Genomic DNA, 20,841 nt, shown 5'->3' on the forward strand with positions numbered 1-20,841 from the left:
CAGTATTATTTATAGATTCTCTGTGGTAGCAGATGATTTTTATCGAGAATAAAGTCATCAATGAAGTTTTTGATCATTGGTCTAAATAATTTCTTCTGCCAACAATATACATTTTCAAAGATCTGCTCAAACTGGTTCTTTTGTATCTCCACGTAGGCCATCAAGGCTGAAAAAATATGATTCGAAATCAGTTTAGATCGTCTTACTTGAAACTTTTCAATATGACAAACCTGTTTAATCACTCGGTGATATTGTTCTATTTTCCAATGACTTGAATGTAATTCATGAAAACCCTCAAAGGACAATAAATCATCTTCATCTTGATGCACAATATAAAACCTCTGCTGTTCTTTTAACTGAGTCTTAAATAATTGTACAAAGCCAAAATCTTTGAGCCAGACCACTTGACCCTGATGGAAATTTGGCAATAAACGCAGTTGAAACCATTGTCCTTTTTCTGGGGAAACCTTACGGTTACAGTCGATACCAAACATAAATCGAATACCATATTTTCTTATGGTTTTTAGATTTGCAGTCGATGAATACCAACTATCACCTGTAATAAATTGAATCTTTGCACCCCAACTGAGTACTTCACTTAACATATCCATAAAGTAATCATTCTTGGTTTTACCTTCAGATTTGTCATAAATTCGGAAATTAATTGGAATATTTTGACCATTTTGATCTGTCGCATACAAGGTAATGAGATTAATACCCTTGACGGATCGGTGGTGTTTGCCTGACCAAAAATAGCTAACTAAGTCCATATGCTGACTATATGGTTTATCTAAAACAGTATCATCAATACTGACTATAAGTTTATTATTATCAATATGTTGAATTGCTTCTTGATATAGGTCGTGAGGTGTGTAGTCTTCACGCTCTAGAAAGCGATTTACACTATCATGCGAGATGTTATAAGTCTCGGCAAGTTGTGTGCAGCTAATAGAGTTCGGTTCTGTCATGAGAAAGCCCATATAAATGGGTAGTGTACAAGTTGCTGTAGAAGCATGTTTAATTCGTCTGATCACAGATACTTTATAAAGTATTTTAATACTTTTTTGAATCCGTCAATGCGTAAGTCCTAAGTTATTGTTGTCGATAAAAAAGAGAGCTGTCTGGTTTTTCTCGGGGTGCTCAAATTGATTGAACAAAATATTGTAAAAATAATGACGATTCGGGAGTTTAGTTAACTGATCATGCAACGCTTGATGTGATAACTGAGAGTTTTCGCTTTGTAGTTTTTCATTGGTACGCTGCACTTTATCTAATAAATTATTAAATGCACCACTGATGACGCGAAATTCATAAATGGGAGATGATGGAAGACGTGCTTGATATTGAGTATCAAGATTAAGGCTTTCAACGGTATTGACCATGGGTTGAATCGAGTGCATCAGTTTTTGATAGGTTGAATGTACCAACCACAACATAATCAACAGGATGACAAAAATTCCAACGGAGAGACAAATCAAAAGCTGAAAGAAAAAGCTCATGAGTTGGGTAGCACTTCCGTAAATGATCAATGTCCCGTACTGGTTGTTTTGATGTTTAATGGTGCGTGTCACAGGGTGTTTAAAGAAGACCTTATCAAACAGATTTTCCATCCAGGCAAACTCAGGTGTTGGTTTGTATGCTTCGGCCAGTGGTTTCCCTTGTAGGTTGATAACTTTAATAACGCGAATTGGATATTGCTGAATATGATTGTTCAGTGTTTGCTGTAGCGTAATACGATCATTGAAAATGACAGCAGGTTGAATTTGCTCACTTAAGGTTGCGCTAAAAATATTGAGGCTTTGTTTGGCATAGGTATTGATGGTGTAGATGGAAATTACCACGAAAATTAAACTACAAATTCCAAGAGTAAGAGCAAAAATCAGCAATTGAGACTGACTAAAAATTTTTTGTAGGGAGGTATTAGAGCTTTTACGAAACACTGACTTAAGGCTCCGTAGATTTTGCTAATAAGACACGTGGATCTACACGCGCTTGGGATTGGGACAGGTTGGCCAAGTTTACCTTAAAGGAAGTTCGTGTTTTGTTTTGATATAAGCAAAATGCGCTGCCTAATTCGCATTCAGTATTGTTGGAGCTGAAAGTCAGTGGAGCATCTTTTAAGCTATTTATAATATTTTGCTCTTGACGTGGCGTGTAGGTTGAGAAAAAAACAGCATTACACATAACCTTATTCAATTCAGACAAACTGACCGCTTGAATTTGATACGCACTTTCGAGTTGCTGATTCACTTGAATGAACTGATTGGATAATTGGTTGTTATTTAAAATGCATAAAGAAATGGGATTGGGGGTATTCCAACGTACATAGCTCAAAATCGTCAATGTGGTTGCAGGGAGATTTAATTGTGGTTGTGCCTGCACCTGAGAAATCATTAAGCAGGACAAGAGGGTTAAATAAATTTTGTATTTAAAAGCTGTCATTATTCATTTTGCTTGGCAGCGAAAGTGAGCTTATTTTAACGAAAAATAAACAGTGATGGTTAAAATTGCTTTAATAATCGACAAAAATCACATTTTTGACCAAAAAATATGCGCTTGAAATAAAATAATAGAAAAAGTTGTTGCAAGGGATTAGAAATGCTGTAGAATGCACATCCATCGGCGGTGATGTTGATTAAAACTTGTTAAGAAACAAGGATTTAGCCCAAGTGGTAGAATCTGGAAGTCTTGAATAAGTTTAAAAATAATTAACAAAACCAGTTGACTTCTTCTTGAAAGAGAGTAGTATAGCCGACCTAGCTTGCTGATGACGAATCAGCAAGAAGATCATTAAGAGATTATGAAGAACAACTTGTGTGGATTTTTACTAATTGATCGATCGAAAATATTTCATTGATTGATGGTAGAAATTACTCGAAGTTTATTTGAGAAATATTTGTCAGAAAATTGATGAGCCAAGATTTGTAGCCATAAGCTACTAATGATTTTTAACTGAAGAGTTTGATCATGGCTCAGATTGAACGCTGGCGGCAGGCTTAACACATGCAAGTCGAGCGGGGAGATGTAGCTTGCTACATTTCCTAGCGGCGGACGGGTGAGTAATGCTTAGGAATCTGCCTATTAGTGGGGGACAACATTCCGAAAGGAATGCTAATACCGCATACGCCCTACGGGGGAAAGCAGGGGATCTTCGGACCTTGCGCTAATAGATGAGCCTAAGTCAGATTAGCTAGTTGGTGGGGTAAAGGCCTACCAAGGCGACGATCTGTAGCGGGTCTGAGAGGATGATCCGCCACACTGGGACTGAGACACGGCCCAGACTCCTACGGGAGGCAGCAGTGGGGAATATTGGACAATGGGCGCAAGCCTGATCCAGCCATGCCGCGTGTGTGAAGAAGGCCTTTTGGTTGTAAAGCACTTTAAGCGAGGAGGAGGCTACTTGGATTAATACTCTGAGATAGTGGACGTTACTCGCAGAATAAGCACCGGCTAACTCTGTGCCAGCAGCCGCGGTAATACAGAGGGTGCGAGCGTTAATCGGATTTACTGGGCGTAAAGCGTGCGTAGGCGGCTTTTTAAGTCGGATGTGAAATCCCTGAGCTTAACTTAGGAATTGCATTCGATACTGGGAAGCTAGAGTATGGGAGAGGATGGTAGAATTCCAGGTGTAGCGGTGAAATGCGTAGAGATCTGGAGGAATACCGATGGCGAAGGCAGCCATCTGGCCTAATACTGACGCTGAGGTACGAAAGCATGGGGAGCAAACAGGATTAGATACCCTGGTAGTCCATGCCGTAAACGATGTCTACTAGCCGTTGGGGCCTTTGAGGCTTTAGTGGCGCAGCTAACGCGATAAGTAGACCGCCTGGGGAGTACGGTCGCAAGACTAAAACTCAAATGAATTGACGGGGGCCCGCACAAGCGGTGGAGCATGTGGTTTAATTCGATGCAACGCGAAGAACCTTACCTGGTCTTGACATAGTAAGAACTTTCCAGAGATGGATTGGTGCCTTCGGGAACTTACATACAGGTGCTGCATGGCTGTCGTCAGCTCGTGTCGTGAGATGTTGGGTTAAGTCCCGCAACGAGCGCAACCCTTTTCCTTATTTGCCAGCGGGTTAAGCCGGGAACTTTAAGGATACTGCCAGTGACAAACTGGAGGAAGGCGGGGACGACGTCAAGTCATCATGGCCCTTACGACCAGGGCTACACACGTGCTACAATGGTCGGTACAAAGGGTTGCTACCTAGCGATAGGATGCTAATCTCAAAAAGCCGATCGTAGTCCGGATTGGAGTCTGCAACTCGACTCCATGAAGTCGGAATCGCTAGTAATCGCGGATCAGAATGCCGCGGTGAATACGTTCCCGGGCCTTGTACACACCGCCCGTCACACCATGGGAATTTGTTGCACCAGAAGTAGGTAGTCTAACCGCAAGGAGGACGCTTACCACGGTGTGGCCGATGACTGGGGTGAAGTCGTAACAAGGTAGCCGTAGGGGAACCTGCGGCTGGATCACCTCCTTAACGAAAGATTGACGATTGGTAAGAATCCACAACAAGTTGTTCTTCATGACGATGTATCTGAGGGTCTGTAGCTCAGTTGGTTAGAGCACACGCTTGATAAGCGTGGGGTCACAAGTTCAAGTCTTGTCAGACCCACCAAATCTGACTAACAAGCATTGTTAAATGCTGAATACAGAAAACAGAAACATTGACTTATTGATAAGCTGGGGACTTAGCTTAGTTGGTAGAGCGCCTGCTTTGCACGCAGGAGGTCAGGAGTTCGACTCTCCTAGTCTCCACCAAATTTTAAGAATAGAAAACTTAAAGCACTGCTTTAAGGCTTTTCCTTGAAATTTAAGCAAGAAGCTATGCTTCGCGCAGATAGGTTGGATTACAGAAATTAGTAAGTAGATAACTTATTAACTTCTGTGATTTATCACAGTTTCCTGACCTGACGAAGGCTGGAAAAATCATTAACAGAATATATTTGAGTTGAAATAATTTGTTCATACTCGTTTTTAAGATCGACATTAACAGTGATTTATTACTGATTGATGAAGATTGAAGAAATGAGTTACTAGCGAAATTAACTGAATCAAGCGTTTTGGTATGTGAATTGAATTGAAGCTGTACAGTGTTTAAGTACACAGAACAACAAACTGTAAGGAAGTGATGAGAAATCATCATAGACTGTCTTAATCCTACTTGTAGGGATTAACGACTGTTTGGGGTTGTATAGTCAAGTAATTAAGTGCATGTGGTGGATGCCTTGGCAGTCAGAGGCGATGAAAGACGTAATAGCCTGCGATAAGCTCCGGGGAGGCGGCAAATATCCTGTGATCCGGAGATTTCTGAATGGGGAAACCCACCTGTCATAAGGCAGGTATCGTATGATGAATACATAGTCATACGAGGCGAACGAGGGGAAGTGAAACATCTCAGTACCCTTAGGAAAAGAAATCAATTGAGATTCCCTCAGTAGCGGCGAGCGAACGGGGAAAAGCCCATTAAGTCATATCAGTTTTAGTGGAATGCTCTGGGAAGTGCAACCATAGTGGGTGATAGTCCTGTACACGAAAGGGCTGATATGATGATGTCGAGTAGGGCGGGGCACGTGAAACCTTGTCTGAATATGGGGGGACCATCCTCCAAGGCTAAATACTCCTGACTGACCGATAGTGAACCAGTACCGTGAGGGAAAGGCGAAAAGAACCCCTGTGAGGGGAGTGAAATAGATCCTGAAACCGCATGCATACAAGCAGTGGGAGCCGACATGTTCGGTGACTGCGTACCTTTTGTATAATGGGTCAGCGACTTACATTCAGTAGCGAGGTTAACCGCATAGGGGAGCCGTAGAGAAATCGAGTCTTAATAGGGCGTTTAGTTGCTGGGTGTAGACCCGAAACCGGGTGATCTATCCATGAGCAGGTTGAAGGTTGGGTAACACTAACTGGAGGACCGAACCCACTGTCGTTGAAAAGCCAGGGGATGACTTGTGGATAGGGGTGAAAGGCTAATCAAACTCGGTGATAGCTGGTTCTCCCCGAAAGCTATTTAGGTAGCGCCTCGGACGAATACCATTGGGGGTAGAGCACTGTTTCGGCTAGGGGGTCATCCCGACTTACCAAACCGATGCAAACTCCGAATACCAATGAGTACTATCCGGGAGACAGACTGCGGGTGCTAACGTCCGTAGTCAAGAGGAAAACAATCCAGACCGCCAGCTAAGGCCCCAAAATTATAGTTAAGTGGGAAACGATGTGGGAAGGCATAGACAGCTAGGAGGTTGGCTTAGAAGCAGCCACCCTTTAAAGAAAGCGTAATAGCTCACTAGTCGAGTCGGCCTGCGCGGAAGATGTAACGGGGCTAAAACTATATGCCGAAGCTGCGGATTTGCAATTTATTGCAAGTGGTAGGGGAGCGTTCTGTAAGCCGATGAAGGTGTATTGAGAAGTATGCTGGAGGTATCAGAAGTGCGAATGCTGACGTGAGTAACGACAATGCGAGTGAAAAACTCGCACGCTGAAAGACCAAGGGTTCCAGTCCAACGTTAATCGGGGCTGGGTGAGTCGACCCCTAAGGCGAGGCCGAGAGGCGTAGTCGATGGGAAATTGGTTAATATTCCAATACTTCTATGTAATGCGATGAGAGGACGGAGAAGGTTAAGTCAGCCTGGCGTTGGTTGTCCAGGTGGAAGGTTGTAGGCATGTATCTTAGGCAAATCCGGGGTACTGTATGCTGAGAACTGATAGCAAGCTGTACTTGTACAGTGAAGTGGCTGATACCATGCTTCCAGGAAAAGTCTCTAAGCTTCAGTTACATAGGAATCGTACCCGAAACCGACACAGGTGGTCAGGTCGAGTAGACCAAAGCGCTTGAGAGAACTCTGCTGAAGGAACTAGGCAAAATGGTACCGTAACTTCGGGAGAAGGTACGCTGCCGACGGTGATAGGATTTACTCCTTGAGCTATTGGCAGCCACAGAAACCAGGCCCCTGCAACTGTTTATTAAAAACATAGCACTCTGCAAACACGAAAGTGGACGTATAGGGTGTGATGCCTGCCCGGTGCTGGAAGGTTAATTGATGGGGTTAGCGTAAGCGAAGCTCTTGATCGAAGCCCCAGTAAACGGCGGCCGTAACTATAACGGTCCTAAGGTAGCGAAATTCCTTGTCGGGTAAGTTCCGACCTGCACGAATGGCATAATGATGGGGGCGCTGTCTCCAGCAGAGACTCAGTGAAATCGAATTCGCCGTGAAGATGCGGTGTACCCGCGGCTAGACGGAAAGACCCCGTGAACCTTTACTGCAGCTTGACATTGAACTTTGATCTTACTTGTGTAGGATAGGTGGGAGGCTTTGAAACCGAGACGCTAGTTTCGGTGGAGCCAATCTTGAAATACCACCCTGGTAATATTGAGGTTCTAACTCTGTCCCGTTATCCGGGACGAGGACCATGTCTGGTGGGTAGTTTGACTGGGGCGGTCTCCTCCTAAAGAGTAACGGAGGAGTACGAAGGTGCGCTCAGCGTGGTCGGAAATCACGCGTAGAGTATAAAGGCAAAAGCGCGCTTAACTGCGAGACCCACAAGTCGAGCAGGTACGAAAGTAGGTCTTAGTGATCCGGTGGTTCTGTATGGAAGGGCCATCGCTCAACGGATAAAAGGTACTCTGGGGATAACAGGCTGATACCGCCCAAGAGTTCATATCGACGGCGGTGTTTGGCACCTCGATGTCGGCTCATCTCATCCTGGGGCTGAAGCAGGTCCCAAGGGTATGGCTGTTCGCCATTTAAAGAGGTACGCGAGCTGGGTTTAGAACGTCGTGAGACAGTTCGGTCCCTATCTACCGTGGGCGTTGGAAATTTGAGAGGATCTGCTCCTAGTACGAGAGGACCAGAGTGGACGAACCTCTGGTGTACCGGTTGTGACGCCAGTCGCATCGCCGGGTAGCTATGTTCGGAAGGGATAACCGCTGAAAGCATCTAAGCGGGAAGCCTACCTCAAGATAAGATTTCCCTAGGACTTTATGTCCTCTAAAGAGCCGTTGAAGACTACGACGTTGATAGGTTGGATGTGGAAGCATAGTGATATGTGAAGCTGACCAATACTAATTGCTCGTGAGGCTTGACTATACAACACCCAAACAGTTGGTGTTGTGGTTCAAATCACTGCAAACAACTTGATTTAGTTATAAAGCTAGATAAAATATCCAACTCAAATATACCTGTTAATAACTCATTTGATGAAAGTTAGGCACGAAGAGCACTGCTCTGAGGTTAGACCCAACGAATAGTCATAAACAGTTGTGCTGGCGACAATAGCAAGAGTGAACCACCTGATCCCTTCCCGAACTCAGAAGTGAAACCTCTTAGCGCTGATGGTAGTGTGGAGTTATCCATGTGAGAGTAAGTCATCGCCAGCTCATTAATTCAAATCCCCCTAACTTAATAGTTAGGGGGATTTTTTTATGCAAGGAATGGTAAATAATAAAAAATAAACGAATCAATCGTCTAATTGAGATATATAGTCAAATCATTATAAAACCAATACAATGGTGCAATGAGTTATTCAGAACATTTTAGACGTAAAATTTTAGCTAAGCTTGAGGAAGGTTATTCTATTCGAGCGGTAGCTGCACAATTTGAAATTAATAAAAATACCATTGTTGAATGGAAGAAACGTATAGAGATTAAAAAAACTCGTGTACGTAAACCTTCTAAAATTAACGATGATGCTTTACGTGAAGATGTTGAAAAGTATCCTGATGCTTATCAATATGAACGTGCTGCACGTTTTAATTGTGGTGTTTCATCTATTGGTGCTGCATTAAAGCGCTTAAATATTACAGTTAAAAAAAGACGTTAAGCCATCCTAAAGCAGATACAAAGCTTAGGGATAAATTTATTCTGCAAGTGAATGAATTAGAAAAAAACCATCCGATTATTTATCTGGATGAAAGTGGTTTTAAGTCACATGATTATAGACCTCATGGCTACTCACGAAAAGGAGTACCCTGTTTATGGCAATATAATTGGCAATTAAAGAATCAGACCAATGCCATTGGAGCAATCCATGAGGGTAAGTTATTTTCAGTCGGTTTATTTGACTGCAAAATCAATTCAGATGTTTTTCATTTTTGGATTGAGCAATTCCTCATACCAGCATTACCAGAAAATAGTGTAGTGGTTATGGATAATGCAGCATTTCATAAAAGAGCAGATATTCAGGAGTTATTGGAACAACAAGGGCATAAAATTCTTTGGCTTCCTGCATACAGCCCTGATTTAAATCCTATAGAACACATGTGGGCATGGGTTAAACGTAAGCGTAAAGAATGGTTAATCGACTCAGTCGATGAGTTATTTCGATTTTTTTTCGAATCCTGTATGAATAATAAAGTAGTTTGACTATAACTTGTTGTTTAACAAGTGGGTTTAATTATATGGACGTCGTCAAAAAATTATCAATATAAATAAATGTAACAAAAAAAGATGAATAAATGTACGACTGAATCCGAGGCTTTTAGTCAGTTTTCGCTACAGATTATGTGATTAATTTTGTGTATTTTAAAAGGAGTGTGATAAAGTTCATTGTTATTTGAAAAAGTGTTTAATTTATTTACTATTGTAACGAAATGTAAATTTTACCATTTGGACAAATAAAAGCAAAAAATAAATTGATTTTTTTGATTTATAACGATGAAATATATAATTATTTTTCATTAAAAAATAAAGGGATGCGCAAAATGAGTGCATCCCTTGGGAATTAGAAAAACATTTGACTTGCTGCGCAATAAAGTCCCCATAAAATAACAATAGCCACAGCAGGCTCAATCAGTTTTGCCCATGTTGGCGTTGGATTTTGCTCTACTACCTGTGTGTGTAGCTGATCTGAGTGGTCTGTTGTGTGTTGATTAACCATTTGATTAAACTCCTTCATCGTCTCTTCTAATGATAGCTCTTCTTCAGGCTTTGGTTTAGAGCCAATCAGTTCTGTTAGCTCACTTGTTGTCCAAACCCAGTCATCAGCCAGACCTGAGAGGTGCTCAATTTGACCGACAAGCAGCTCACGAATTCCATGTTCACCAAAGTTCCCCGTGACATCAAGTTGTTTGAGTTCAGCAAGCTGAAGATCTAACATGGTGGTCAGGCTATGCTCTAAGTCTGGCTTCGCTAACAGTGATTGATTTTGCGGAGACGTGGTGAGGTGTCTTGCAAGTTCTTGAATATAGAGATGATCTTGGGTTTGAATCTCATGATAGAGCTTGGTGCCATCTTGACGCATCAAGGTGATGAGTTTTCCAAGCGAGAGAGTGTTGGCCTCAGAAATATATTGAAGTCGCTCCTCGTCTGAATATTGAATCAGAAGCTCAGGCTTTTGAATTTTAATCTGCTCTGCAAAATATTGTACTAAATCAAAAGCCATATAATTACTCCATTTTATTAATCTAATAATCTTAAACTTGGTTTTTTCTTAGCGGGTTCAGTTTTTTCTTGATTGTCTGATTTTAAAGCATTTTGCTCACTTTGGGTATGATTGTCATACTCACTTGGATCGAAGAATAAGCCCTGTCCATTTTCACGGGCATAAATGCCTATCACAGCATTAAGTGGGACATAAATATCACGAGATACGCCACCAAAACGTGCTGAGAATGTAATCGCATCGTTGCTCATATGTAGCGCATGTACGGCATGAGGGACAATGTTTAAGACAATTTGGCCATCTTGAATAAACTGTTCAGGAACGAGAGTATTGGGCTGGGTTGCATCGACCAATAAATGCGGTGTTAATTGGTTATCACAAATCCATTCATAAATGGCGCGAGCTAAATATGGACGAGTCGGCGTAAGGTTTAATTCTTGATCAGACATAATGTTCTCTACGGCTGTTTAAATTCAGATTGATAATGGTTTTTCTCCTGCAAAGTTAAAGACTTTAAAAATGCAGGACGACTAAAAATACGTTGACAATATAAATAGATTGGGCGGCATTGCTGTTTCGGTAAATGCACGCCCATGCTGTTTAAGCGTAGAAAGATAGGCGCAAGCATGCAATCTAAAATACTAAAGCTTTCCGACATGAAATAGGGGAAATGCTGGAACAATGGTGTTAAGGAAATGAGCGTATCTTTCAGTTTTTTTTGTGCTTTCAGTTTTGCTTGTTCATCGAGTGTATCTGGATGTCGCAGCATCATATCGGCAAGCTTTAACCAATCTTGTTCAAAGCGCCAAATATACTGCCGCTGTTCCGCACGAGGCATAGGTGCATCGGCATAGAGCTTGTTTTGACGATAACGATCGTCTAAATACTCAGAGATGATATTGGCATTAAATAGTTTTAAATCATTTTCAATCAACGTCGGTAGCTGATTATAAGGGTTTAAGCTGGCGAGATCTTCATCATCTGCATCACTTAAAACCAAATGGTATTTGATTTGCTTCTCTGCAAGTACATAACGAATCCAATGGGAGCGAAAATCATCTGCATGGCTATACAGCGTAATTCCTTGAAGCGGAGTAGTTTCGACAGACATATTTCAAGAAACTAGGTGAAGTGAATCGGTTAGAATACTAAAAATAGCCAATAAAATCATCTTAACTTTAATATGCTTATACAATAGAACAACTTGGAATAAATGAAAAAGAAGGATAGAACCATGCAGCTTTGGCTCAGAACCACCCAGTCGATCGCAGTTATTATACTAATGACTTCCATTTCAAGTAGTTATGCTCAAAATCAAGATGCAGCCGAACAAGTAGATGTAGCGCAGCAGAATGCTGAATATGCAGCTTGTATTGCCGATGAAGCCTGTGATGTTGCTACTTCTGTATCTGAGGATTAGATGTATGGCGGCATTCAGCAACAATATACAGTAAAAGGCTGTAAGGTCACTGTTTATAATGATGGGCCTGTGAAAATGGTCGATGAGAAAACCGACGAGCCGTGTAATGCACCACTTCCCAAAGATCATCAATTATCAAAATAAGCTGGAATATGCAACTAGAGGCATGTATAGTCAAATCATTATAAAACTAATACAAATAAGTCGATGAATTATTTCGAGTTTTTTTCGAATCCTGTATGGATAATAAAGTAGTTTGACTATAGTAAGAATAGAGCAGGAAACTTATACTTAAAACTTGAAAATGACGCATAAAAAAAGCCTTGGATAAACCAAGGCTTTTTTGTCCGATTCGGTAAACGAATTAACGTTTAGAGAATTGAGGACGTTTACGAGCTTTACGCAAACCAAGTTTCTTACGTTCAACTTCACGAGCATCACGAGTAACGAAACCAGCTTGACGAAGAGCAGGTTTAAGTGTTTCGTCAGAAGCGATCAACGCACGAGTAATACCGTGACGGATAGCGCCAGCTTGACCACCGATACCACCACCAGCAACAGTGATGTAAAGGTCATACTTTTCAGTAACTTCAAGAAGCTCTAAAGGTTGACGAACAACCATACGAGCAGTTTCACGACCGAAGTATTGCTCAAGAGTACGGTTGTTAATTACGAGCTTGCCTGTACCAGCTGACAAGAAAACACGTGCAGTTGCGGTCTTACGGCGACCTGTACCATAATTAGTAGCCATGTGCTGTATCCCTTAGATGTCCAAAACTTGTGGCTGTTGAGCAGCGTGTGGATGCTCTGTACCTGCATACACTTTCATTTTCTTGATCATTGCATAACCAAGAGGACCTTTTGGTAACATACCTTTAACAGCTTTTTCTAAAACTGCTTCAGGTTTGTGAGCGATTAACTTTTCAAAGTTAGTCTCACGGATACCACCAGGGAAGCCAGTGTGGCGATAGTATTTTTTATCAAGCGCTTTTTTACCAGTCACTTGAATTTCTTCAGCATTGATTACAACGATATAATCGCCAGTGTCAACGTGAGGAGTATAAGAAGTCTTGTGCTTACCACGTAGACGACGAGCGATTTCAGTCGCAAGGCGACCTAAAGTTTTGCCAGAAGCATCAACAACGTACCAGTCGTGTTGAACTTCAGCAGGCTTAGCGCTGAGAGTTTTCATTAAACCACTACCTATTATAGTTGGTTTGGACTATGGAATCTGTCCAAACAAAAGGAGACGCGATTCTAAACGAAGTTGCTCAGAATCACAAATGAAAATATAAAATTTCAAGAGCAGTATTTTAAGATATTTCCCAGTATAAAGGAAGAGATCAAAGTTTATTCTTTTTAAAAAAAACACAAAAGAGTTCAAATTTTAAAATGAGGAAACAGCGATATTGAACTTGATGACTTCACTGAATGAAATGCGGGATCATCAGCATAGAACCATTTTAAAATAACGGATAATACAGGAGTTACGACTCGCAATTTCTTTGCTCATGTTTTATATGTTTAAGGCTTTATTTTTTCTTTGAAAGTCGGTGGAATGTGAAAACAGGATAAGTGAGGATTTAAATATAAAAGAATAGGTTCAAGTTGAGTACGGTGAATGCGGAGATACTGGGTGAGACGTTGTATAATAGTCAAAACGCATTTTACTTGAGTTGATTATGCTGCCTTTATATGTCACCAGTGGTGAACCTGCTGGGATTGGTCCAGATATTTGTTTAAGCCTTGCTGCTCGTATAGATGAGCGTCCGATCGTGGTCCTTGGTGATATGAACTTGCTACGTACACGTGCAGCATGTTTGGGATTAGACATTGAACTGATTGAATATTCAGGGCAAGAAGCATCATCAACTCAGGGGCAACTTTATGTTGAGCATGTACCGTTAAGCGAAGCTGTTGTAATGGGTAAGCTCAATTCTCAAAATGCGCCTTATGTCTTAGAGCAGCTACGACGTTCGGCCGATTATGCCATGGCAGGTAAAAGTGTAGGTGTTGCAACTGCACCTGTACAAAAGTCAGTTATCAATGATGCTGGGATTCACTTTAGTGGACACACCGAATACTACCAAGAGTTTGCTGGAGTTGAACGTGTGGTGATGATGCTCGCAACCAAGACGTTGCGTGTCGCGCTGGCTACTACACATTTGCCATTAAGAGCTGTACCTGATGCGATTACCAAAAAACGATTGCATCAAGTGATTGATATTTTAATTCAGGACTTAAAAAGCAAATTCAAAAAAGAGCATCCCCACATTTTAGTGTGTGGCTTAAACCCACATGCAGGGGAGGATGGTTATTTGGGTATGGAAGAAATTGAGGTGATTAACCCTGTGCTGGAAAGCTACCGTACTCAAGGCATAAATATCAGCCTGAGCCTACCTGCCGACACCTTATTTACCCCAGAAAACTTAAAAGATGCCGATGCTGTTTTGGCGATGTATCACGATCAGGGCTTACCTGTGTTAAAATCGCAAGGGTTTGGTGAAGCTATTAATATTACTTTGGGCTTACCGTTTATTCGTACCTCAGTTGATCATGGCACAGCTCTGTCCCTCGCAGGCACAGGTCTTGCGAAAAGCTCAAGCTTACAGGTCGCTGTTGATTTAGCATTAGAATTAGCTCGTCATTAAATAGCACAATCATAATTTTATAGGACTTACGCATTGACGGATTCAAAAAAGTATTAAAATACTAGACTTCCGTCATAAATCAAAAAATGTACAATTTGTTTGATCTTAAATTAATCAGTAAAATTATTTAATTCAATGGATAATCCTTGGATGAAATTCAAAGATATTCAAAAATTATCAGACGTTAATTTTCGTAGGCTTACCGGTGTTAGTTGGGCTACATTTAACCTCATGTTGGCCGAGCTAAATAAGCATTTACCTGGTCATATTGGTAAAGGACGACCGCATAAATTACCGTTGGAAGATCGTTTGCTCTTATGTATAGAATATTGGAGAGAATATCGAACATTTTTCCATCTTGGTATGAGTTACGGTGTATCTGAAACGAGTGCAATTCGTATCACACGTGTTATTGAAGATACCTTAATCGGTTCTGGAAAATTTAACTTGCCAAAACAACTTCCTAATCGAGATGAAGTGGATTGGGAAGTTGTTGTGATTGATGCCACTGAAATATTAGTTCAACGTCCAAAAAAAACAGAAGAAATGGTATAGCGGTAAAAAAAAGCGACATACCTTTAAATTTCAGCTATCTATGCACTATACAACAGGTGAAATACTGAGTGTATGTGGAAGTCATGGAAGCATGCATGATTTTAAAATATTTAAAAAAAGCATGAGGAAATTAAAATTTAAGCCCTTTTTTATCGTTGATAAGGGGTATTTAGGGATAAAGAAATTGGGTTTTGGATGCCTCATGCCATCTAAAGCAAAGAAAACTGAAAAACTAGATTCTGAATTAAAAAAGTTAAATAGAGAGATTGGTCGTAGACGAATTCAAGTAGAGCATGTATTTGGAAGGATGAAATGTTTTAAGATTTTATCTTGTGTATATAGAAATCGTCGTAAAAGATTAAACCTGCGGTTTAATTTACTTGCTGGCATATACAATTTAGATTGGGTGAAAGATAAACAATTAAATTGATTGAAAAATGATTTATGAAGGAAGTCTACTTTATAAAGTATCTGTGATCAGACGAATTAAAAATGCTTCTACAGCAACTTGTACACTACCCATTTATATGGGCTTTCTCATGACAGAACCGAACTCTATTAGCTGCACACAACTTGCCGAGACTTATAACATCTCGCATGATAGTGTAAATCGCTTTCTAGAGCGTGAAGACTACACACCTCACGACCTATATCAAGAAGCAATTCAACATATTGATAATAATAAACTTATAGTCAGTATTGATGATACTGTTTTAGATAAACCATATAGTCAGCATATGGACTTAGTTAGCTATTTTTGGTCAGGCAAACACCACCGATCCGTCAAGGGTATTAATCTCATTACCTTGTATGCGACAGATCAAAATGGTCAAAATATTCCAATTAATTTCCGAATTTATGACAAATCTGAAAGTAAAACCAAGAATGATTACTTTATGGATATGTTAAGTGAAGTACTCAGTTGGGGTGCAAAGATTCAATTCATTACAGGTGATAGTTGGTATTCATCGATTGCAAATCTAAAAACCATAAGAAAACATGGTATTCGATTTATGTTTGGTATAGTCAAACTACTTTATTATCCATACAGGATTCGAAAAAAACTCGAAATAATTCATCGACTTATTTGTATTAGTTTTATAATGATTTGACTATATCGACTGTAACCGTAAGGTTTCCCTTGAAAAAGGACAATGGTTTCAACTGCGTTTATTGCCGAATTTCCATCAGGGTCAAGTGGTCTGGCTCAAAGATTTTGGCTTTGTACAATTATTTAAGACTCAGTTAAAAGAACAGCAGAGGTTTTATATTGTGCATCAAGATGAAGATGATTTATTGTCCTTTGAGGGTTTTCATGAATTACATTCAAGTCATTGGAAAATAGAACAATATCACCGAGTGATTAAACAGGTTTGTCATATTGAAAAGTTTCAAGTAAGACGATCTAAACTGATTTCGAATCATATTTTTTCAGCCTTGATGGCCTACGTTGAGATACAAAAGAACCAGTTTGAGCGGATCTTTGAAAATGTATATTATTGGCAGAAGAAATTATTTAGACCAATGATCAAAAACTTCATTGATGACTTTATAATGTGGTTCTAGGATTTTAGACCACGCCTATAAGTGATAATCTACTCCCCAATAAGCATGGGAAATGCTTGTTTTTGGAGTCAACCATGACACGAAGAAAACGTCGTAATCATTCAGCAGAGTTTAAAGTTAAAGTTGCTCTCGCAGCAATTAAAGGCGACCACACACTCGCTGAACTTTCTACTCAATTCGACTTACATCAAAACCAAATCATCGATTGGAAAAATCAACTGCTTGAGCAATCAGTCAATATTTTTTCACGACCAACAGCACAACAAGAACCAGAGATTGACCTCAAAGCTCTACATGCCAAGATAGGACATCAGGCATTGCAAATTGATTTTTTAGAAGGTGCGCTCAGAAAAATAGGGCAGCTGAGCGGCAAAAAATGATCGATAAGACCCATCAACTTTCGGTACGACAACAATCGCAATTGATTCAAATCAATCGCAGTACGTTGTATTACAAGCCCAAAGAGATTTCATCAACTGATTTGAGTTGGATGCGTCTAATCGATGAAATTCATCTCGACTACCCATTTATGGGCAGTCGAATGATACGAGATATGCTACAGCGTCAAGGACATCAAATAGGTCGGCGTAAAGTCCGACGTTTAATGCGCTTGATGGGAATACATGCCTTGTATCCAAAACCCAATACCAGTAAGCCTAATCTTGCACACCGTATTTTCCCATATCTGTTGAAAAACATGGTCATCGATCACTCTAATCAAGTCTGGTGTACAGATATAAGTGTGCCGCAGCAAGCGGCGTAAGAGATGAGGGTATGGCCCCTCGCTATCGGCTTGCAGGAGCAGGTAGCAAACCACCATAAGCGGCTTGGATCAAAAGTCCCGGTCTTGAGCGTTATGGAAAAGGCGTTGTAAAGGCGTCAGGTAAGAATTAGGAAGGCGAACACCAGTGAACTGCCGTTCAAGTGTCGAAAGTACTCAAATGACATCAAAACCGGGGATGGATGTTGCCCCGCGATCAGTTTGGCCGTTACCTGCTTACGGGCCATTCGGTGTCCGGCGTAGAGGCAGCGCGATCCTAATTCAGGCTTTTACGTTGAACTGCGGGAACCTTCGGTTGCGATGTCAAGCGAAAGGTACAAGCTCAAAAGGCAAGGCCGATAATAGCAATGCGTCACCAAGGGGCGGAGCAGCTCGTAGTAGTGTTGAAGTTACTGTAATGGTAATGGAGCGAAGGGGCTGCATTATCCAGGTCTGCGGTCTTGTCAACTGCACAAGCAGGAGGAACAAGGCTTTATGACCAAACCATTTAACATTCCTAAAGCGTTAATTTGGGAGGCATTCAAGAAAGTCAAAGAGAATGGCGGTGCTGCAGGCATCGATCATGAATCTATTGAGCAATTCGAACACCACTTAAAAGGCAACCTGTATAAACTATGGAATCGACTTTGTTCAGGCAGTTATTTTCCACCGCCAGTCAAAGGTGTTCCGATTCCAAAGAAATCAGGTGGGGTACGTATGTTAGGCATTCCAACAGTAGCGGATCGAGTAGCACAAACAGCTGTCAAGCTTATATTGGAGCCACAGATTGATCCTCTATTTTCATCCAAACTCTTATGGATATCGTCCAGGGCGTTCTGCCCATGATGCGATAGCTGTGGTGAGACGACGAAGTTGGGAGTATGACTGGGTTGTGGAATTTGATATCAAAGGTCTATTTGATAACATTGACCATAATCTACTCATGCGTGCACTTAAGAAACACTGCGAAATTCCATGGATTCTTCTCTATGTAGAACGCTGGTTAAAAGCACCTATGCAAAATGTAGATGGTCAAGTTTTAGAAAGGAATCACGGCACACCGCAAGGTGGAGTTATCAGTCCTCTATTGGCTAATTTATTTATGCATTATGCTTTTGACATGTGGATTACCAAGAATCTTGTGAGTGTAAGATTCTGCCGCTATGCGGATGATGGAGTAATTCATTGCCGAAGTTTATCTCAAGCCAAACTTGTTTTACAAAAGATTGGTGCACGATTTCGTGAATGTGGACTCGAATTGCATCCAGATAAGACAAAGATTGTTTATTGCCAAGATGTGAATCGTCGCCAAGCATATCCAGATGTTCAATTTACTTTTCTCGGATACACGTTTAGGCCCCGTAAGGCTGTGGACAAGTATAAAAGAGTTTATGTAAATTTCTCTCCTGCAGTCAGTCGTGATGCACTTAAAACAATGCGACAGACTATTCGGAAATGGCATCTACATCTGATGTGTAATCGCGAATTAAGTGATTTATCTGCAATATTTAATCCAATTCTTCAAGGTTGGCAGCAGTACTATGGTCGATTCCATGGTTCAGCAATGTCAGCGATCTGGCAACACATGAATGCTTATCTTATACGCTGGATGAGGCGTAAGTATAAAAACTTGGCCCGTCATAAAAGACGGGCTAGATATGCCTTAGGGCGACTTGCGCGTGATTTTCCAAATGCCTTTGTGCACTGGAAAATGGGATGTTTACCATCGGTTGGATAATGGGAGCCGGATGAGCTGAGAGGTTCATGTCCGGTTCTGCGAGGGGCTAAGGGTGAAATTCCCTTGGTCTACTCACCCGTACATTCCTATGGCTAAAGGCTTTGTCTATCTGTGTGCAATTATAGATTGGCATAGTCGTAAAGTACTGGCTCATCGTGTATCGATCAGTATGGAAACAGACTTTTGCATAGATGCGTTGCAAGAAGCAATTGTGAAATATGGTTGTCCAGAGGTGTTTAATACAGACCAAGGCAGTCAATTCACAAGCGAGGCATTTTTGAATGAGTTAAAATTGCGAAATATCCGTATCAGTATGGATGGGAAAGGACGATGGATGGATAATGTGATGATTGAGCGTTTATGGCGCAGCGTGAAGCATGAGGAAGTCTATTTGAAGGCTTACGATACGGTTAAACAAGCGAAACAATCAATTGCTGAATATTTGGATTTTTATAACATGATACGTCCTCATTCAAGTTTGAATAAGGCAACACCGGATGAATTTTATGATCAACATTTACTAAAAGTAATGGCAGCATAATTTAAATATTTAGAGCGGATTTATCACTTATAAAACTGAATTGAGTGGTCTAATTAACGGAACCACATTATTATTCTCGATAAAAATCATCTGCTACCACAGAGAGTCTATAAATAACAGTGCGTAAGTCCTATTTTAATAAATTTTATATCAATAAGAGGTTTATCATGTCGATGCTTCTTCACAAGAAGCAGCAGATAAAAACGCCATCGGTGATGAGGAACATAAGCATTGTATCTGTTGTGTGTATGACAAGTATTTTATCGGCTTGTACGAGTATGGCTACAGACAAAAGTCTTTGTGAATTAAAAGTCTTATCACTGTTAATTCCGAGGCAGTCTGAAGAAGCTGTTCAATCGGGTTATATGGAATCAATACGTGCCTTAAAGCAGAGCCAAGAAAAATTAAATCAAACGATGGCTTTAGTACGGCGGATTCAAGCGGCAAGTGCAACAGTATAAAAACCAGCCATAACTTCACTCGGTGTATACCAACCTAGTGTTTTTCTAGGACGATGGTTGAGTGCAAATTCTATCTGCTCTATTTGTTCGTTTGACACGCCATCAAACGATGATGATTTTGGCAGATATTGACGGATTAAACCATTCGTATTTTCATTTCTAGCTCGCTGAATAGACTTGTAAGGATCAGCAAAATACGTCTCTATGCCAGCATCAGTAATTCTTTTGTGTTCGGAAAATTCTTTGCCATTATCAAATGTCACACTATAAGCATGGCTCATTTGTAAACGATCTAATGCACAAGTAATCGTTTGAGAGGATGCTCTTGTTGGCCCTAAATGAACAATATGTACATACAGGCTCTTTCGATCAACGAGAGTCAATAAAGCACCTTTATGATGTTTACCAATCACCGTGTCACCTTCGAAATCTCCTAAACGTTGTCGTTGATCAATGACCTGGTGTCGGCAGTGAATACTTGTTTTATCAATGATTTGACCCCTACGATCCGTGTTTTTGTAACCGCGTTTTCGATATTTCTTCTGATGCCTTAAATGTAGATGAAGTTTACCGCCTTTTGATTTATCTTGATAAATGTACTGGTAAATCCACTCATGTGAAGGTACATCCAGCCAACCGCGTTGTGTTAAAGCACCTGAAATTTGTTCGGGTGACCAGTCCAAACCAATCAAATAATCAATATAGTCAAACTACTTTATTATTCATACAAGATTCGAAAAAAACTCGAAATAACTCATC

At 40.7% G+C, this 20,841-nt stretch carries 13 protein-coding genes, 2 tRNA genes, 3 rRNA genes and 7 pseudogenes; 16 read left to right on the top strand and 9 right to left on the bottom strand.

All coding sequences use genetic code 11. The features are described 5' to 3' along the window. Window positions 1-5: 5 nt before the first annotated feature. The 3 genes from AC4MDD_RS03265 to yfiR are packed head-to-tail and all read right to left on the bottom strand — an operon-like array spanning window position 6 to window position 2,442. The gene (locus AC4MDD_RS03265) at window positions 6-1,034 is read right to left on the bottom strand and encodes an IS701 family transposase (protein ID WP_491881663.1); all 1,029 of its coding nucleotides are present in this window, start codon (window positions 1,032-1,034) and stop codon (window positions 6-8) included. A 39-nt stretch (window positions 1,035-1,073) separates the two neighbouring features. After that, complete coding sequence (locus AC4MDD_RS03270; protein ID WP_228254641.1) at window positions 1,074-1,940, bottom strand: CHASE sensor domain-containing protein; 867 nt, start codon at window positions 1,938-1,940, stop codon at window positions 1,074-1,076. A gap of 4 nt (window positions 1,941-1,944) precedes the next feature. Beyond that, on the bottom strand, window positions 1,945-2,442 hold the full coding sequence (gene yfiR, locus AC4MDD_RS03275) for a regulatory sequestration protein YfiR (RefSeq protein WP_114837936.1): 498 nt from the start codon (window positions 2,440-2,442) through the stop codon (window positions 1,945-1,947). Window positions 2,443-2,949: 507 nt separating this feature from the next. On the opposite strand from yfiR, the gene AC4MDD_RS03280 reads away from it, so the two are divergent. The 7 genes from AC4MDD_RS03280 to AC4MDD_RS03310 all read left to right on the top strand — a co-directional run bounded on the left by AC4MDD_RS03280 (window position 2,950) and on the right by AC4MDD_RS03310 (window position 9,372). After that, a 16S ribosomal RNA gene (locus AC4MDD_RS03280) occupies window positions 2,950-4,487 on the top strand. A 61-nt stretch (window positions 4,488-4,548) separates the two neighbouring features. Further along, window positions 4,549-4,625 (top strand) — tRNA-Ile (locus AC4MDD_RS03285). Window positions 4,626-4,692: 67 nt separating this feature from the next. Further along, window positions 4,693-4,768: transfer RNA gene (locus AC4MDD_RS03290), tRNA-Ala, on the top strand. A gap of 435 nt (window positions 4,769-5,203) precedes the next feature. Beyond that, window positions 5,204-8,097 (top strand): 23S ribosomal RNA (locus tag AC4MDD_RS03295). 175 nt (window positions 8,098-8,272) lie between these two features. After that, window positions 8,273-8,387, top strand: a 5S ribosomal RNA gene (rrf, locus tag AC4MDD_RS03300). The 16S, 23S and 5S rRNA genes sit together here with 2 tRNA genes alongside, the layout of an rRNA operon. A gap of 137 nt (window positions 8,388-8,524) precedes the next feature. Next, entirely contained in the window at window positions 8,525-8,830 is a 306-nt protein-coding gene (locus tag AC4MDD_RS03305; RefSeq protein WP_000122230.1) for an IS630 transposase-related protein, read from the top strand. A 47-nt stretch (window positions 8,831-8,877) separates the two neighbouring features. After that, a complete protein-coding gene (locus AC4MDD_RS03310) occupies window positions 8,878-9,372 on the top strand; it encodes an IS630 family transposase (RefSeq protein ID WP_490792200.1) in 495 nt (164 codons plus the stop codon). A gap of 358 nt (window positions 9,373-9,730) precedes the next feature. Here AC4MDD_RS03310 and AC4MDD_RS03315 read toward each other — a convergent pair whose 3' ends face one another. From AC4MDD_RS03315 to AC4MDD_RS03325, 3 genes are read right to left on the bottom strand one after another with little or no spacing between them, the layout of a single operon-like run. Beyond that, complete coding sequence (locus tag AC4MDD_RS03315; RefSeq protein ID WP_114837880.1) at window positions 9,731-10,390, bottom strand: hypothetical protein; 660 nt, start codon at window positions 10,388-10,390, stop codon at window positions 9,731-9,733. Window positions 10,391-10,407: 17 nt separating this feature from the next. Continuing rightward, window positions 10,408-10,839, bottom strand: coding sequence for a ClpXP protease specificity-enhancing factor (locus AC4MDD_RS03320; RefSeq protein WP_114837879.1), 432 nt, complete (start codon window positions 10,837-10,839; stop codon window positions 10,408-10,410). An 8-nt stretch (window positions 10,840-10,847) separates the two neighbouring features. Further along, complete coding sequence (locus tag AC4MDD_RS03325; protein ID WP_114837878.1) at window positions 10,848-11,501, bottom strand: glutathione S-transferase N-terminal domain-containing protein; 654 nt, start codon at window positions 11,499-11,501, stop codon at window positions 10,848-10,850. A gap of 102 nt (window positions 11,502-11,603) precedes the next feature. Between AC4MDD_RS03325 and AC4MDD_RS03330 the strand changes: the two are divergent. Then, window positions 11,604-11,954 (top strand): annotated as a pseudogene (locus AC4MDD_RS03330) (hypothetical protein). Window positions 11,955-12,174: 220 nt separating this feature from the next. On the opposite strand, the gene rpsI reads toward AC4MDD_RS03330, so the two are convergent. Next, a complete protein-coding gene (gene rpsI / locus AC4MDD_RS03335) occupies window positions 12,175-12,561 on the bottom strand; it encodes a 30S ribosomal protein S9 (protein WP_004695095.1) in 387 nt (128 codons plus the stop codon). Between the two features lie 12 nt (window positions 12,562-12,573). Next, the gene (gene rplM, locus AC4MDD_RS03340; RefSeq protein ID WP_004695096.1) at window positions 12,574-13,002 is read right to left on the bottom strand and encodes a 50S ribosomal protein L13; all 429 of its coding nucleotides are present in this window, start codon (window positions 13,000-13,002) and stop codon (window positions 12,574-12,576) included. A gap of 490 nt (window positions 13,003-13,492) precedes the next feature. On the opposite strand from rplM, the gene pdxA reads away from it, so the two are divergent. From pdxA to AC4MDD_RS03380, 8 genes and pseudogenes are all read left to right on the top strand, one after another. Beyond that, complete coding sequence (gene pdxA, locus AC4MDD_RS03345) at window positions 13,493-14,461, top strand: 4-hydroxythreonine-4-phosphate dehydrogenase PdxA (protein ID WP_114837877.1); 969 nt, start codon at window positions 13,493-13,495, stop codon at window positions 14,459-14,461. Window positions 14,462-14,692: 231 nt separating this feature from the next. After that, a complete protein-coding gene (locus tag AC4MDD_RS03350; RefSeq protein ID WP_326942925.1) occupies window positions 14,693-15,016 on the top strand; it encodes a helix-turn-helix domain-containing protein in 324 nt (107 codons plus the stop codon). A gap of 37 nt (window positions 15,017-15,053) precedes the next feature. After that, window positions 15,054-15,446, top strand: a pseudogene (locus AC4MDD_RS03355) (transposase family protein); the annotation flags it as partial. Between the two features lie 43 nt (window positions 15,447-15,489). Next, window positions 15,490-16,582, top strand: a pseudogene (locus AC4MDD_RS03360) (transposase). Window positions 16,583-16,656: 74 nt separating this feature from the next. Then, window positions 16,657-17,324: pseudogene (locus AC4MDD_RS03365) on the top strand (IS3-like element ISAcsp5 family transposase); the annotation flags it as partial. A 513-nt stretch (window positions 17,325-17,837) separates the two neighbouring features. After that, a pseudogene (gene ltrA / locus AC4MDD_RS03370) lies at window positions 17,838-19,080 on the top strand (group II intron reverse transcriptase/maturase). Between the two features lie 64 nt (window positions 19,081-19,144). Further along, window positions 19,145-19,621 (top strand): annotated as a pseudogene (locus AC4MDD_RS03375) (IS3 family transposase); the annotation flags it as partial. A gap of 167 nt (window positions 19,622-19,788) precedes the next feature. Continuing rightward, complete coding sequence (locus AC4MDD_RS03380) at window positions 19,789-20,082, top strand: hypothetical protein (RefSeq protein WP_491882281.1); 294 nt, start codon at window positions 19,789-19,791, stop codon at window positions 20,080-20,082. Here AC4MDD_RS03380 and AC4MDD_RS03385 read toward each other — a convergent pair. Beyond that, window positions 20,058-20,792 (bottom strand): annotated as a pseudogene (locus AC4MDD_RS03385) (IS30-like element IS18 family transposase); the annotation flags it as partial. The gene AC4MDD_RS03380 and the pseudogene AC4MDD_RS03385 overlap by 25 nt on opposite strands. Window positions 20,793-20,841 lie beyond the last annotated feature (49 nt).

This window comes from Acinetobacter sp. CAU_H_29a_1 (genome assembly GCF_058599505.1).